The sequence below is a fragment of the Campylobacter concisus genome, from assembly GCF_003049085.1.
GTDB lineage: Bacteria > Campylobacterota > Campylobacteria > Campylobacterales > Campylobacteraceae > Campylobacter_A > Campylobacter_A concisus_H.
On record NZ_PIQX01000005.1, the window covers coordinates 1 to 15,163 of the forward strand.

Consider the following 15,163-nt stretch of genomic DNA (forward strand, 5'->3'; position numbering starts at 1 on the left):
TTAGGAAGTGGGTGGTTAAGAGAGTTTCGATCTTGCCACCAAGTGGGCAGGCTTTGGGTGAGTCAGAGTGGATCTTGAAAAGTTTTTCTTTATCATTTACTGCGTTAAAAATTTGAAGGAGGGTTAGGTGTTGGGGAGTATCACTGACTTGAGACGTGGTGTTTGTGTAGCTGGGGTGTTTAGGCATCAAATAGTTATGTCAAGCATATGATGTTCGCTAGGCACTATTTCCTCATTATCTGCTATATCGTCCAAATCTTCCTCGTCACTATCTCTTGAATTTTGTTTTTCGCTCTCAAACTCACTTGCTTCTTCTTCATTTTTTTGGCGCTCATGCTCCTTTTCAGGGTCTATTTTATAAGACTCTTCCATCGGACGTACCTCTTTGATTTCTTCACTTTGTTGCGAGGCAAGCTCAGCTGCCATTAAAGACTGCATATCAAATCTAGCTTGTTGATTTGCATGCACTTGCGATACTACTGGGGCATTTTGATTTATAAAGTTACTATTTCCTAAAGGTGTTACAGCCATTTTTTAGCCTTTATTTATGATGATAGTTTTATAGTTCGTATAAGTGACATTTGCGCCATTTTCACGTTTTAAATTTTCACGCTTAGTGTAGTCTACCTCGTATCTGCCAGCTCCCTTTACACTAAATTCTACGCAGAATTTAGCTGCCATTTCTAGCACATCTTCAGGCACCCTACTCTTGTTTGTCTTGATGATGACATGGGCGCTTGGGTTATCCTTTAGATGTAACCATATATCGTCTTTTTTGGCAAGATCAAGCAAATTTATATTGCCTTTTTCGTTTCTACCAACTAGTATTTTAAATTCTCTAACGTAAAAAATTTCAGCATTTTCACTCACATCTTTTACGTGGCGTTCTCTTTGTTTTGCCTTGTTTTTTGGGCTTAAAATTTCAAGCTCATAAAGACTGGTCGCTTCTTTTAAAAGAGACTTTAATCCTTCAAAAAACTCGATTTTTTCTTTTAAATTTCTTTTTTCTATATCTACACCAATGGCTTTTGCACGAAATTTTTTTGATCTTGCGTAAAACTCATTTGCACTATTTTTTGGTGTATCGCTAAGAGTTAGTTTTATCTCATTGCCATCAAAATCCTTCAGACAAATTTCCCTCTCGTAGCCCTTAAAATTTCCCAGATTTGCAAGCAAAAGCGATCCTAAATTTGCAGCTTCTTCACTCTTTCTCATTAGCTCATCTTTGTCTTCAAGTGAGTTTAAAATTTCGCTCATGCTATCTATCTTTTTTTGTACGCTTGCAAGCTTCGCCTCTTTTAAGCCAGCTATCCTGGACTCATTTACTCTGGCCGCTTCACTTCTAAAAAACGCCTCAAAGTCAGTTATGGGCTCGCACGGTTTTTCTTTGATAGCGATGGCTGGAAGCTGCTTTAAAACTTCGCCGGTTTCTATTTTGCGGTAGCTATTATCGATGTGTCTTAACGCTTCGATGATTACGTTATTTTCATCAGTTATCACAGCATTTGTAAAGCGCCCAGTAAATTCAAGATAGAGGATAAAATTTTCACTTTTATATGAGCCACTTTGCGTGCAGATAAATTTTAAAATTCTATTATCTTTTAAGCACTCAACGCTTTTTATATGCGAGGCGTTAAAGCGCTTTTTTAGCACATTATCAAAAGGCGCTTGATAAATTTTTGCTTCTTTTAGCTCGCCATCTTTGTAGATAGCAGAGTTTGATTTGTTTAGATCAAAGATGATCTTCTCGCCATTAAATTCGATCAAAATAGCCATATCATTAATGCGTTTTGCTTGGTTTATCTTTGTAAAATTTGATAAATAACTTGCTATTTGAACTAAATGTGCGTACTTCATGTGGGGATTATATCAGAAATGTTGCAAAAATGTTTTAATAAAAGCTTTATCGCTAGCTATGAAAGAATAGTAAAAATCTGTTTTCTGATCCATGTTTAATTTTTCCAAATGTTTTATTTGCAATGTTACTAAAATATAAATTTTTCGTAAATTTTTTTCATAAGAATTTAAAATATATTTTTATATAATGATAACTATTTTTATAATATTAAATTTTCTTTAAGGGATGATTAATGAATAAATTTCGCATTAGTGCGGTGCTTTGTTTTGCTATTTCTGCTTTAAATGCTACTGATGTAAGCTTGGATGGGATCAGTGTAGAAGATAGCGCAGACGATGGTTACAGAGCCACAACGAGTGAGGTGGGCAAGACAAATACGCCAATTCTTGAGATACCACAGACAGTAAACGTCGTAACGCAACAACAGCTAAAGGATAAAAAGCCAGAGACTCTAGCTGAGAGCCTTCAAAACGTGAGCGGCGTTAGCTACGGAAACACCACGGGTGGCATCTTTGACTCGATCATAAAAAGGGGATTTGGCGGCGGACGCGACGGCTCGATCATGCGAAACGGCGTACCCGCTAGCGTCATGCATAGCTTTAACAAAACCGTAGAAAGCGTCGAGGTGCTAAAAGGCCCGGCTAGCTTGCTCTACGGCGCGCAAGAGCCAGGCGGCATCATAAATATGGTCACTAAAAAGCCAAAATACGACTTTGCAAACGAAATTTGGGCTGGTATCGGCAACCGCAACTACTGGAATACAGGCTTTGACACCACAGGACCTATTGCGGAGAGCGGGTTTGCATATAGATTTATATTTGATACTATGCAAAAGGACTACTGGAGAGAGTTTGGCGAATATAAAAACGTTCTCTTTGCGCCATCGCTTTCGTATAAAGGCGATGACTACCGCATAAATTTGGCCTATGCGCATACACGCTCGACCGATCCGATTGACCGAGGCATGTATCTCATTCCAAGCACTGGAAAACTACTGCCGATAGACAAGAAAAGACGCCTTGACGAGCCATTTAATAAATTAAAAACAAAGCTTGACACGCTAGATGTAAATTTTGAGAAAAATCTCGGAGAAAACTGGCTATTAAAGGGCGCTTATGCATTTTCTCGCTCAAAGCACGAGTACGGCCATATCAGGCTAATGAAGGTAGATTTAAACAATGGTATGGCGACTAGGCGAAACGAGGCGTATGACGGATTTATCCACCGCACGCATGCTGGATCATTAAATTTAAACGGCTACGTTAAAACTGGCGAGATAGAGCATAACTTACTCTTTGGCATCGACGCAAAGGAGTACTACCGCTATAGACCCGGCGCGCTAAACAGCTACAGCTCAGGCACGACGCACAAAAATTTCCCAATAAATATCTACAGTCCAGTCTACGGCACGGTCGCCTATCCGTCCGACCGAGCCTCCGGCATTCAGTATCAAAAGCTGAGAACGATCGGATTTTACGCGCAAGATAGTATAAATTTGACCGAAAATTTGATCTACTCTTTAGGAACTAGGTATGAATACTACGACCAAATCGCGCGCGCAACGGTTAGCGGCCCAAACTCCACCGACCAAAAAGATGGCAAATTTACGTGGCAAACTGGGCTTTTATATCTACTAACGCCTCAGTGGTCCGTTTACGCCAACTACGCGCAAAGTTTCAACCCACAAATGGCTATGAAGGGCGATATCGGCGATATAAAGCCTGAAGAGGGCAAAAGTATAGAGTTTGGAACTAAATTTCAAAACGATAGCATAACGGCTAGTGCGGCGGTTTTTAATATCAATAAGAAAAACATCATGCGTACCGCAAGTGGCGTGAGTACGCCAGTGGGCGAGGCACGCTCTAGAGGATTTGAGTTTGACTTTAACGGCCGCGTGACGCAAGGGCTAAGCGTGGGCGCTAGCTACGCATACACTAAAACAGAGGTGCGAAAGGATAGCGGAGCGTTTGCCGTGCTAGTGGGCAAACCGCTAGAAGCTACGCCAAAGCACCAAGCCAGCCTCTTTGCCAACTACGACTTTAGCCACCTAGGCGTAAAAGGTCTAAGGATCGGCGGTGGAGCTAGATATTTTGGCTCGTGGTATACATACTATATGAGGACAAATTTATCTGCAGTACCAGCAGGAACGGCATTCAAGATGGATAGTGCGGTTGTCTACGATGCTTTCATCAGCTACGATACCAAGATCGCGGGCTACGAGACGAATTTTGCCTTTAACATCAAAAACTTAACCGATAAACTATACTACACCTCATCATCGACTGGTACGGATGCTAATATCATACCGATACAACCAGGCTATGCTCGCCAGTTTATGCTGACCGCTAGCGTTAAATTCTAAATTTACTAGGCCTTTTGGCTTAGTAAATTTCCTTTAAATTTAGCTACTTTTGTTAAAATCGTCTAAAATTTAAAGGAAATTTATGAAACAAACTATCACCGAAAAAATATTTTCAGATCATGTTGGCAAAGAGGTAAGTGCTGGAGAGATCATCGAAAGTAAGATCGATATGATCATAGGCAACGACATCACGACACCTATTTCGATCAAGCAGTTTGAGCGAAGCGGCGCTAAAAAGCTAGCTAACCCAGACGGCTTTGCTATCGTGATGGATCACTACATCCCGACAAAAGATATCTTAAGCGCCAACCAAGCCAAAATTTCACGCGAATTTGCCTACAAACACGACCTTAAAAACTATTTTGATGAAAAAGATATGGGCATCGAGCACGCGCTTTTGCCTGAAAAAGGGCTAGTCATCCCAGGCGACGTCATCATCGGCGCAGACAGTCACACCTGTACGCACGGCGCTCTTGGAGCGTTTAGTACTGGCATGGGCAGCACCGACCTAGCTTATGCGATGATCACTGGCAAAAACTGGTTTAAAGTGCCTGAGAGTATCAAGGTCATCTTTAAAGGCAAGCTTGATAAACACGTCTATGGTAAGGATCTTATCCTTGAGATCATCCGTCAAATAGGCGTTGATGGCGCACTTTATAAGGCACTTGAGTTTAGTGGTGAGGTGATAGAGGGCCTTAGCATGGATGATAGATTTTCAATGTGTAATATGGCGATCGAAGCGGGCGCAAAGAGTGGTATCATCGCGGTTGATGAGATCACAAAAGAGTTTTTAAAAGATAAAAATTTACGTGATAAACCAAAATTTTTCTACTCAGACGAGGGCGCAAAATACGACAAAATTTTAGAGATCGATGTGACCAATCTTGATCCAGTCATCGCATATCCATTTTTGCCAAGCAACGGCAAGAGCGTAAGACAAGCGGTTCGCGACGATCTGGCTATTGATCAGGCATTTATCGGTTCATGCACAAATGGTCGTCTAAGCGACCTTCGCATCGCAGCACAAATCCTAAAAGGCAAAAAAGTAGCTCGCAAGACAAGGCTCATCATCACTCCAGCGACGCAAAAGATCGCAAGAGCTGCCGAAAAAGAGGGCTTAATCGACATTTTCATCGAAGCAGGAGCGGTCGTGAGCAATCCAACATGTGGCGCTTGTCTTGGCGGATATATGGGAATTTTAGGCGCAAATGAACGCTGCATCTCGACGACAAATAGAAATTTTGTCGGACGTATGGGCGATAGAACGAGTGAAATTTATCTAGCTAACTCAGCAGTTGTGGCGGCTTCGGCGATAGCTGGAAAGATCGCCGATCCAAGGGACTTATAGGCGTTAGCTTTTAAGTATCTTTGAATGAGTTAGGAATTTTCATACTTCGATAAACTAGATGTTTTATCTTGTGTGAAAATTTCGTCACAACATCCAAATCTATCTTAAAATCTTACCGCTCTAGGCTTGTTTTTACATAATCAAATAAAATTTAAAAGTATCTCTTCTAAAAAAGCTTTTATTCTTCTAATTGACAAAATTGAGTTAATTCTTTGTGAAATATCAAAAAATTTAAAGTATTTGTATGGATTAATTTAACCGGTAAATCCCGCTATTTTTGCAAATTTACCGGCTTTATTAGCGTATTAAAACGCTGTTATAGTTGCCAAAAGACCAAAGATTATGCCTGGGAAGTTTGCAGCAGAAAGTGGATAGTCTTTTTTAGCTTTTAATAGACCGTAACTTGTCCAGATTGTGCAGTTTAGTGCGGCTGCCAGTGGCTGTATAAAAGGTGTCTTGTTGCCGTCAAGGTTGCCCATTATTTGTGGGATGTATGAAAAGTACATAACAACTGATAGGCATGTGCCGATCCAGCCTAAAATTTGTAGATTTTTTTCGCTCATTGCTTTTCCTTAAATAAAAGCGCCATTATATCTTTTTTAATTGTAGCAAGCAAATGGATAAAATAGCCATGATTTTTACTGCGATTAAGATGGTTTTAGTAAAATTGAGCATTTTAAAAGGATAAAAATGCCAGATATAGTATATGACAAAGCAAAATGGCATTGGGGTGCGAAAGATGCGCCGACTGATATACCGCATGAAAACGGTGCGACACACATTGCATTTTTCTTTCGCTGGTGCATGGAACACAAATTTTACTCAAAGGAATTTGCGGCAGATTTTGCGGACGATATAGCACAGATGGACGAAAATTTTAACTATCGTCAGTATCTTTTTGACGCTATGGACGGCGTACTCGGAAGTGCGGAGCTAAATACTGCTGGTAAAGTCTTTGCAAAAGCTTACTATACGACTGATCGGACAAAATTTGCCAAAATGTATGGTTGGTATTTGCAGGATTATACGGATTTTGTTTCGAAAAAATTTGGTAAAAAATACTTTGATAACGCCTATTTTTATATAGAAAACTCACAAGAAAACTATGCCTTGATCAAAGCTATCATAGATCATCGCTACGAGGAATTTTTAACAATGAAAAGGGCAAAGCAGGCTTAAAATTTCACAAGTAGCATAAACAAAAATAAGTTTTTATCGTATATTTTTGGTAGATCAAAGCCGCTTTTAGCTAAATTTAGCCTCATAACTTTCTTAAGGGAAAAGATGCAAACTTGCGTGATTTTAGCAGGTGGCAAAAGCTCGCGTATGGGGCAAGATAAGACACTTTTGCCATTTGGTGGTTTTAAGACGCTTACTCATTATGAGGTTGCGAAATTTAGCAAAGTTTTTGACGAAGTTTATGTAAGCTCAAAATTTGAGAAATTTAGCCCGCCACTAAAGCTTATAAAAGATGAAAATAGCAATAACTATTCGCCAATGCTCGCACTTTACTCTATTCTTAAAAATTTTGATCATAGCATTTTTGTGATACCAGCTGACATGCCATTTTTTGATCTTAAAAGCTTAGAGGAGCTTGCCAAATTTAAAGATGAATTTGATATGGTCGTGGCCAGTGATAATGAGCACATTCACTCGCTTTGTGGTTTTTTTAGCCCAAGGCTTGCCACTTTGGCTCATGAGTTTTATTTAAAAAATGAGCATAAAATCGGACTTTTGAGAAAAAGCTGTAAATGCAAAGTCGTAAATTTTAAAGATAGTGAGCAGTTTTTTAACGTTAATTTCCCTGACGAATACGAAATGGCAAAGAAAATCCAAGAAAAGAAGATAGATGATGAGTAAAATTTTATTGTTTTTAAGCCTTAGCCTTAGTTTTTTGATGGCAAGTGGGCTGGACGATTTTAAAAGAGCACAAGAGCTGGAACAAAGTGGCGACATAAAGGCTGCGATGCAAATTTATAAAGAGCTAGCCAAAAGCTCTTTAAACGAGCAAAGCGTGATACAAAATGTGCAAGAGAGTGAGCCAGCGCCAAGAGAGGCGAAGCTAAAGCAAGCTGATCTTTTAAGAGAAGATAAAAGTGGTAAAAATTTACAAAATGCACTTGGTATCGAGCTTTATAAATTTAACTACCTTTTGCCAGTAACTTATGCCAAAAATATGCCAAACGATGAGCGAAAAAGCGTTGAAACTAAGTTTCAAATAAGCCTTGCAAAGCCGTTATTTTATGACCTGTTTGGATTTAGAGAGAGCCTTGTGGTAGCCTATACGCAGACATCTTGGTGGCAGATAACAAGAACTTCAGCGCCGTTTCGTGAGACAAACTATCAGCCAGAAATTTTTCTAAATTTTGCTTCGCCAAAATATTTGGAGCAAATAGGTGTAAAAAACCTAAAATTTGGACTTTTGCATGAGTCAAATGGACGAGATGGTAGCAATTCAAGAAGCTGGAATAGAGCTTATTTGCAAAGTGATTTTGTTTTTGACAAGCTTAGTATTTCGCCAAGAGCTTGGATGGTAGTGGGCAATAAGGGTGATAATAAAGATATATTAAAATACATCGGACATGGCGATGTAAGGCTTAGCTACAACCTTAATGATCACATTTTTAGCCTAATGCTAAGAAATAACTTACATTTTGATAAAACAAATAAGGGCGCTGCTGAAATTTCATATATGTTTCCTATCTTCTCAACAGGAGTTTATGGCTATTTGCAGTATTTTACGGGATATGGCGAGAGTTTGATTGATTATAATAGGCATACCGATAAATTTGGTCTTGGTTTTGTTATTTTAAAATAAGCTAAAAATTTTAAGCTTATAAAATGGCTAAATTTAGGCAAATAGTCATAAATTTACTCAAATATGTCAAAAAATTTAATTAATCAAAAAACTTAAAAATATTAGAAAAAATACAAGCAAATTTTGCTAAAATCTTAAGCAAAATCTCAGAGCAAAGGAGTTTTTATGAGCGGAATCTCACTAATTGTCTGTTTTATTGTAGCCATCATACTTATGATCGTTATGATCTCTAAGCTAAAAGTGCATCCATTTTTGGCACTTATGAGTATATCTTTGGTTCTTGCGATCGTCGCGGGTATCGATCTATCCAAGATCCCAGCTATGATAGGCGTTGGATTTAGTGGCACATTTAAGAGTATCGGTATCGTTATTATCTTTGGAACGATCATCGGCACCGTGCTTGAAAAAACGGGAGCTGCACTAAAGCTAGCTGATATGGTTGTAAAACTAGTCGGACAAAAGCGTCCAGAGCTTGCTATGCTCATCATGGGCTGGGTTGTTGGCATTCCGGTATTTTGTGATAGCGGATTTGTCGTTTTAAACTCTATTCGCGAGGCACTTTATAAGAAAATTTCAGCAAGCCCAGTCGCGATGTCAGTCGCACTTAGTGGCGGCCTATACACATCTCACGTCTTTATCCCGCCAACTCCTGGTCCAATAGCAGCTGCAGGAACACTTGGTCTTGGCGGAAATCTGCTCCTTGTCATCATTATGGGAACAGTCGTTTCAGTGCCTGTTTTGATAGCTGTTTATTTCTTTTCAAAGAGTGTTGGCAAAAGCGTGACCATCAGCGACAAAGACGCTGACGCTACTATCACAGCTAGCTATGAAGATCTTTTAAAGAAATTTGGCACGCTACCTAGCGGATTTTTGAGCCTTGCTCCTATCATCATGCCTATCATTTTTATGGCGATTGGCTCTATTGTCGATGTTTTAGCAAAACAAGGCATGTTTGATAAAACGGCTCTCTTGCCAAAGATACTTTTATTTTTAGGAAACCCTATCATTGCTCTTGCAATCGGCGTGATCTTTTGCGTATTTTTATTAGTTGAAGCCAGAAAGATAAGAGAATTTGACCATATCACGAACGAGTCTTTAAAGATTGCTGGACCGATACTCTTTATCACAGCAGCTGGCGGTGTTTTGGGTAATGTCATCACTGAGGCTGGCTTTGTAAATTTCATAAAAGAAAACGCAACCGCTATAAAAGCGATAGGAATTTTCTTCCCATTCATCATCTCAGCCGTACTAAAAACCGCTCAAGGAAGCTCGACCGTGGCTATCATCACGACAGCATCTATCATGGGCGCATTTAGCGCTGATAACTCGCTAATGCACACACTTGGCTTTACGACCGAGCTTTCAGCTGCACTTTGTGTCATGGCAATAGCATCTGGTGCGATGTGTGTATCTCATGCAAATGACAGCTACTTCTGGGTTGTGACAAATTTTAGTAAGATGAGTGCAGAACAAGGATATCGCACACAAACGGCTATGACGTTTATAATGGGTATCGTTGGCATAATTAGCGTTTATATTTTATCTTTGGTGCTTTTATGAGAATTTTAGTTGCGATTGATTCGTTAAAAGGCTCGCTTAGCTCGCTTGAAGCGGGCCTTGCTGTAAAAGAAGGACTAGAAGAGATTGGCTGTGAGGTCGTTGTCAAACCTATAGCAGATGGTGGCGAAGGTAGTGTAGAGGCGATGGCTGATGCGCTTGGTGCGAAATTTATAGATACGATAGTAAAAAATCCACTTGGAATTGAAATTTTAGCTAGATATGCACTAAAAGATGACCTTGCAATACTTGAAATGTCAAGTTCTTCTGGCCTTACACTCATAAATCCAGATGAGAGAAATCCACTAAAAACTAGCACATTTGGTTTTGGTCAGATGATAAAAGATGCCATTGCTAAAGGTGCTAGAAAATTTATCATTGGCATCGGTGGAAGTGCGACAAATGACGCTGGTACAGGCATGCTTAGCGCACTTGGCTTTAAATTTTATGATAAAGATGGTGCTTTACTTGAAGGAAAAGGCGAGAATTTAGCCAAAATTTGTGAATTTACAGATGAAGATGCTTTAAAAGAGCTAAAGGAGTGCGAGTTTTTAATCGCCTGCGATGTAGATAATCCGCTTTATGGCATGAATGGAGCAGCCCATGTTTATGCCCCTCAAAAGGGTGCAAATGGCCGTATGGTAAAAGAGCTTGATGATGGGCTAAAACACTTTGCAACTCTTGTAAAGGAAAAGACTAATAGCAAATTTCACACACAAAAAGGTGCTGGTGCCGCTGGCGGACTTGGCTTTGCATTCGTGGCATTTTTAGGAGCGAAACTTCGCCCAGGTATTGAGATCATTACGCAGACTATTGCACTTGAAGATGAGATCAAAAAGGCTGATCTAGTCATCACTGGTGAAGGCCGTATGGACTTTCAAAGCTCAATGGGCAAGACACCAACTGGTGTTGCAAAACTAGCCAAAAAATATCATAAGCCAGTGATCGCATTTGCTGGAAGTGTGCAAAAATGTGCCAAAGATTGCCATAAAAATGGAATCGATGCCTATTTTTGTATATTAAATGAGCCAGTGAGTCTTGAAGAAGCGATGAGAAAAGATGTCGCAATTAGAAATTTAAAGATGACAGCGGAGCAAGTCATTCGCCTTTATATGCTAAACTACAAAGCATAAATTTAAGAAGATAGAAGTTTATTTTCTATCTTTTTCCCACTTCTTTCTAAATTTTACTATCCAAATTCTATCTTTTAAGTGCTACAAAAATTCTCAAAATTTAATACATTTTGCAAAAATATAAAATAAACTTTAGAAAAAATATTTACTATGTTAAAATAAGAAAAAATTATAAAAAGAAAGGAGAATTTTTTATGCAACAGACCTTAAATTCTCGTCGCAGCTTCATTGCAGCTGCAGGATTATTTTTTGCTACGACCGCACTAAAGGCTGCATCAAAGGACTTTAGTAGTAGTGGTGTTCGCTACGGCATGGCGATAGATCTAACAAGATGTGTTGGATGTCAGTCATGTACTATGAGCTGTATGTTAGAAAACGACGTTCAGCCAGGCGCTTTTAGAACCATTGTTTCCGAGTACGAGGCAAGAGATAAAAGCGGTAAAATGGCAGTCATTGCGTCACTTCCAAGGCTTTGCAACCACTGCAACAATCCAGCCTGTATTAGCGTTTGTCCAACTGGTGCTAGCCATCAAAGAAGTAATGGCATAGTAAAGATTGATACAAAAGAGTGTATAGGCTGTGCGCTTTGCGTAGAGGCCTGTCCATATCACGCAAGATATCTTAGCCTGCATACCTACAAGGCCGATAAATGTACTTTTTGTGACCACAGACTAAGAGCAGGGCTTCAGCCAGCATGTGTAGAGAGCTGTGTGGGCGGTAGCCGTATAATAGGCGATCTTAATGATCCTAACTCAAATATTAGAAAATTTCTAGCCACACATGAGACTATGGTTATAGATAGCCCTAAAAATACAAATCCACAGGTGTTCTACCACGGCGTTAGCGAAATTTTGGCTAAAAACGATAAGAAACTCGAGCTTGATAATGGATATAAAAAGGTTATCAGCTGGAGCGAAGAGATAGCACAGTAAAAGGAAATAAATAATGCAAAGAAGAGAATTTTTAAAAAGATCAGCCGTGCTCTCAACACTAACCACGAGTGCTATGCTGGCAGATGAAGATAAGGACGATTATAAACCGCAGTCAAACTCGCTAGAGCCTGAATTTAGCGTAAAAGATGGCAAAATTTCACTTAACGACGGACATAGTGTTATCTTTTCGATGTGTCATGGCTGTACGACGAAGTGTGGCATAAGGCTTCATGTGGATGACAAAAACGACCGAGTTTTAAGATGCAGCGGCAACCCATACCACCCACTTTCAAACGTACACTGGGCAAATTTTGACACATCGATAAATGACGCACTTCTTGCCACAACACTAAGTGGCGAAGACGAAAAGCGAGCCACAGTTTGCGCTAGAGGAGCGATATTGCCTGAGATGATAGACTCGCCTGCAAGGATATTAACTCCGCTAAAAAGAGTTGGTAAAAGGGGTGAGGGAAAGTGGAAGAGCATAAGCTTTGAGCAGCTAGTAGAAGAGGTAGTGGAGGGCGGAGATCTCTTTGGTGAGGGGCATGTTGATGGGCTAAGAGCGATATATAGCGACGAGCTAATCGATAGCGAAAATCCAGAGTACGGTACCAAACGCAATCAATTTTTAAGTTTTTATCTATATGACGGGCGCTCTGACATCGTTGATCGCTTTGTCAAAAAGTCATTTGGCACTGTAAATCACTACTCGCACGGCGGAATTTGTGGTGGTGGCTTTAGGGTCGGCGGCAAGATCGCGCACAACGCAAAGGGCTTTGCACATACAAAACCAGACTATGAAAACTCTAAATTTGTTATCTACTGGGGCACTTCGCCCTCAAATGGTGGCAACCCTTTCCAAAAACAGGCAAAAATGCTCTCTTATGCAAGAGGCACTAGAGATGACTTTAGCTACGCAGTGGTCGACCCAAGCGTTACAAACGCTGTAAAATACGCCTCTTCAGATAAAGGCCGCTGGATAGCGATAAAGCCAGGCACCGACTCAGCTCTAGCTATGGCGATGATACGCTGGATCATAGAAAATGAAAAATACGCTACAAACTACCTTATCCAGCCAAATTTAGACCAGGCAAAGCTAGCAGGCGAGATACACTGGTGTAATGCCACGCATCTAGTCATTACCGAAAAAGACCACAAAGACTATGGCAAATTTGCACTTATCAACAATGAATGGCAGGTCTGCTCGCAAGATGGCAAGATACAAAGCTACAAGGTAAATGAGCCAGCCAAGCTCTACTACAAAGGTAAAATTTTAATAGACGGCAAAAAGGTCGAGGTAAAAAGCTCAATGCAGCTTTTAAAAGAGTCAGCTTACAAGCATAGTCTTGAGGAGTACTCAAAAATTTGCGGTGTGAGTGTTGAAGATATCATCTGGCTTTGTGAAAATTTCACTAAAAACGGTAGACAGGTGAGCACAAACGTACATGGCGGTATGATGCATACACAAGCTGGTATGACTACTTTTGCGATCCTTTGTCTAAACACACTCATGGGCACTTATGGCTATAAAGGCGGCAATGTTAATGCAAGTGCTGGTACACACGAGTTTTTAAAAGGCAGATATGACCTTGAGAGCTTTGAGGGCGCTTATAAGCCAAATGGTCTAAATTTATCAAGATCAGGCAAATACTACGAAACAAGCTCTGAGTATAAGCGCAAAGTAGCAGCTGGCGGCAGCGGCTATCCATCAACTCAGCCATGGTATCCTATCTCTATGCCACTTGTAAACGAAACGCTTACAAGCCACAAGGCTGGCTATCCATACAAAGTAAAAGTTTTCATAAACTACATGACAAACGTACTTTACGGCCAAGCAGGACTTGAAAGAGCGGTTTTAGACGTACTAAAAGATAGTAAAAATTTACCACTTTTTGTGGGCATAGACGCCTTTATGAATGAAACAAACGCCTATGCTGACTACATCGTACCAGACGGAGTAAATTTAGAAAACTGGGCACTTCCAAACTCTCTTTGGGGAACGATCGCTAAAACTTCAGTAGTGCGCTATCCAGCCGTTAGCTCAAAGCAGGCAAAGGATAAAAACGGCGGTGCGATTGATGTTGAGGCATTTTATATAGCCGTGGCAAAGAGGCTTGGACTAAAAGGCTTTGGCAAAAATGCCTTTAAAGACAAAGACGGAAATTTCATGGACCTTGACGTAAAAGAGCAGTATTACGCGGCTGCACTAGCAAATTTAGCCTTTGATGGCGAGGGTGTGAAAGATATAAGCGACGAGGACAAAAAGCTTAGTAAGATATCAAGAGTGATGACAAAACTTGATCCTTATCTAAAAGACGAAGAGAAGCCAAAAGTGGCGCACGTGCTAGCAAAAGGCGGCAGATATGACAGCTACGAGAGTGCTTACAAGGGTGATAAAGCAACCATAAAAGTACCAGCGCCTACACCAGCTTCGATCTACTATGAGCCACTTGGCGGACACAGACACTCAATAACAGGCGAATTTATGCCAGGAGTGCCAAGTCTAATGCTGCCAGTAGCAAGTGACGGCACGCCGCTTGAGAAATTTTTCCCACGCTCTGAGTGGAAATACACAGTGAGCTCAAGAAAGTCAAATATCCAACATTTCTACACCTTTGTTAGCCCAAGGCTAAGAGCTGTTCATCCTAAGAATTTCATAAGGATAGCGCCAGATGTAGCTAGCGAGCAGCGCATTCGCTCAGGCGATAAGGTCAAAGTGACTACTCCTTATGGTGCGCAAGTTGGCGAGGCGTTTGTTACTGACGGCGTTGCTAGCGGAGTTATTAGTATCGAGCATGGATTTGGACATGATGAGTTTGGTATAAGAACGCACATCGTCGATGGAAAGCCAGCTTTTGGGATAGCAAATTTAGAAAAAGGGGTCAATCACAACAAGCTCGGACTTCTTGATCCAAAAAGAAATGGCGAATTTAGCCTAAATGACTGGCTGGTTGGTACTTGCGCTAGACAAGCACTTCCTGCAAAGATAAGAAAGATCGGCTAGGCCGATATAAATTTGGTGAGTAGAGTAAAATTTGCTTGCCAAATTTTACTTTTTGTAAGAGCTTTTGACTAGTGGATTGTAAATTTATATACAGAGCAAGCTTTTAGGCTGCTTGCAAGCTAAAATTTCCTCATATATTTATAGGGTTTCA

12 protein-coding genes are annotated in these 15,163 nt (G+C 40.4%); 9 read left to right on the forward strand and 3 right to left on the reverse strand.

What is annotated here, in order from left to right; translation table 11 throughout:
• Nucleotides 1–186 precede the first annotated feature (186 nt).
• Both CVT13_RS06745 and CVT13_RS06750 read right to left on the reverse strand, forming a co-directional pair.
• Complete coding sequence (locus CVT13_RS06745) at nt 187–531, reverse strand: hypothetical protein (RefSeq protein WP_072595345.1); 345 nt, start codon at nt 529–531, stop codon at nt 187–189.
• Between the two features lie 3 nt (nt 532–534).
• Complete coding sequence (locus CVT13_RS06750; protein WP_107812032.1) at nt 535–1,857, reverse strand: NFACT RNA binding domain-containing protein; 1,323 nt, start codon at nt 1,855–1,857, stop codon at nt 535–537.
• Between the two features lie 233 nt (nt 1,858–2,090).
• Here CVT13_RS06750 and CVT13_RS06755 point away from each other — a divergent pair, with 233 nt between their 5' ends.
• The gene (locus CVT13_RS06755) at nt 2,091–4,220 is read left to right on the forward strand and encodes a TonB-dependent siderophore receptor (protein WP_107812033.1); all 2,130 of its coding nucleotides are present in this window, start codon (nt 2,091–2,093) and stop codon (nt 4,218–4,220) included.
• Between the two features lie 82 nt (nt 4,221–4,302).
• A complete protein-coding gene (gene leuC / locus CVT13_RS06760) occupies nt 4,303–5,568 on the forward strand; it encodes a 3-isopropylmalate dehydratase large subunit (RefSeq protein WP_103583210.1) in 1,266 nt (421 codons plus the stop codon).
• Between the two features lie 305 nt (nt 5,569–5,873).
• On the opposite strand, the gene CVT13_RS06765 is transcribed toward leuC, so the two are convergent.
• A complete protein-coding gene (locus tag CVT13_RS06765) occupies nt 5,874–6,131 on the reverse strand; it encodes a SemiSWEET family transporter (RefSeq protein ID WP_021091682.1) in 258 nt (85 codons plus the stop codon).
• Nucleotides 6,132–6,258: 127 nt separating this feature from the next.
• On the opposite strand from CVT13_RS06765, the gene CVT13_RS06770 reads away from it, so the two are divergent.
• The 7 genes from CVT13_RS06770 (at nt 6,259) to CVT13_RS06800 (ending at nt 15,012) form a co-directional block, all read left to right on the forward strand.
• Nucleotides 6,259–6,747: a hypothetical protein gene (locus CVT13_RS06770; RefSeq protein ID WP_107812034.1), complete on the forward strand. Its 489-nt coding sequence runs from the start codon at nt 6,259–6,261 to the stop codon at nt 6,745–6,747.
• A gap of 105 nt (nt 6,748–6,852) precedes the next feature.
• Nucleotides 6,853–7,428 (forward strand): molybdenum cofactor guanylyltransferase, encoded by a 576-nt coding sequence (locus tag CVT13_RS06775; protein WP_085658651.1) that lies wholly within the window; start codon nt 6,853–6,855, stop codon nt 7,426–7,428.
• Nucleotides 7,421–8,386, forward strand: coding sequence for a phospholipase A (locus CVT13_RS06780; RefSeq protein WP_107812146.1), 966 nt, complete (start codon nt 7,421–7,423; stop codon nt 8,384–8,386). Before CVT13_RS06775 ends, CVT13_RS06780 begins: the two co-directional genes overlap by 8 nt.
• 165 nt (nt 8,387–8,551) lie before the next feature.
• Nucleotides 8,552–9,946: a GntP family permease gene (locus CVT13_RS06785; RefSeq protein ID WP_107812035.1), complete on the forward strand. Its 1,395-nt coding sequence runs from the start codon at nt 8,552–8,554 to the stop codon at nt 9,944–9,946.
• Nucleotides 9,943–11,076 carry a glycerate kinase gene (locus tag CVT13_RS06790; protein ID WP_107812036.1) on the forward strand — a complete coding sequence of 378 codons (1,134 nt, stop codon included), beginning with the start codon at nt 9,943–9,945 and terminating at the stop codon, nt 11,074–11,076. The genes CVT13_RS06785 and CVT13_RS06790 overlap by 4 nt, the downstream gene beginning before the upstream one ends.
• Nucleotides 11,077–11,270: 194 nt before the next feature.
• Complete coding sequence (locus tag CVT13_RS06795) at nt 11,271–12,008, forward strand: 4Fe-4S dicluster domain-containing protein (protein WP_107812037.1); 738 nt, start codon at nt 11,271–11,273, stop codon at nt 12,006–12,008.
• A 13-nt stretch (nt 12,009–12,021) separates the two neighbouring features.
• Complete coding sequence (locus tag CVT13_RS06800) at nt 12,022–15,012, forward strand: molybdopterin-dependent oxidoreductase (protein WP_107812038.1); 2,991 nt, start codon at nt 12,022–12,024, stop codon at nt 15,010–15,012.
• The last annotated feature ends 151 nt before the right edge of the window (nt 15,013–15,163 follow it).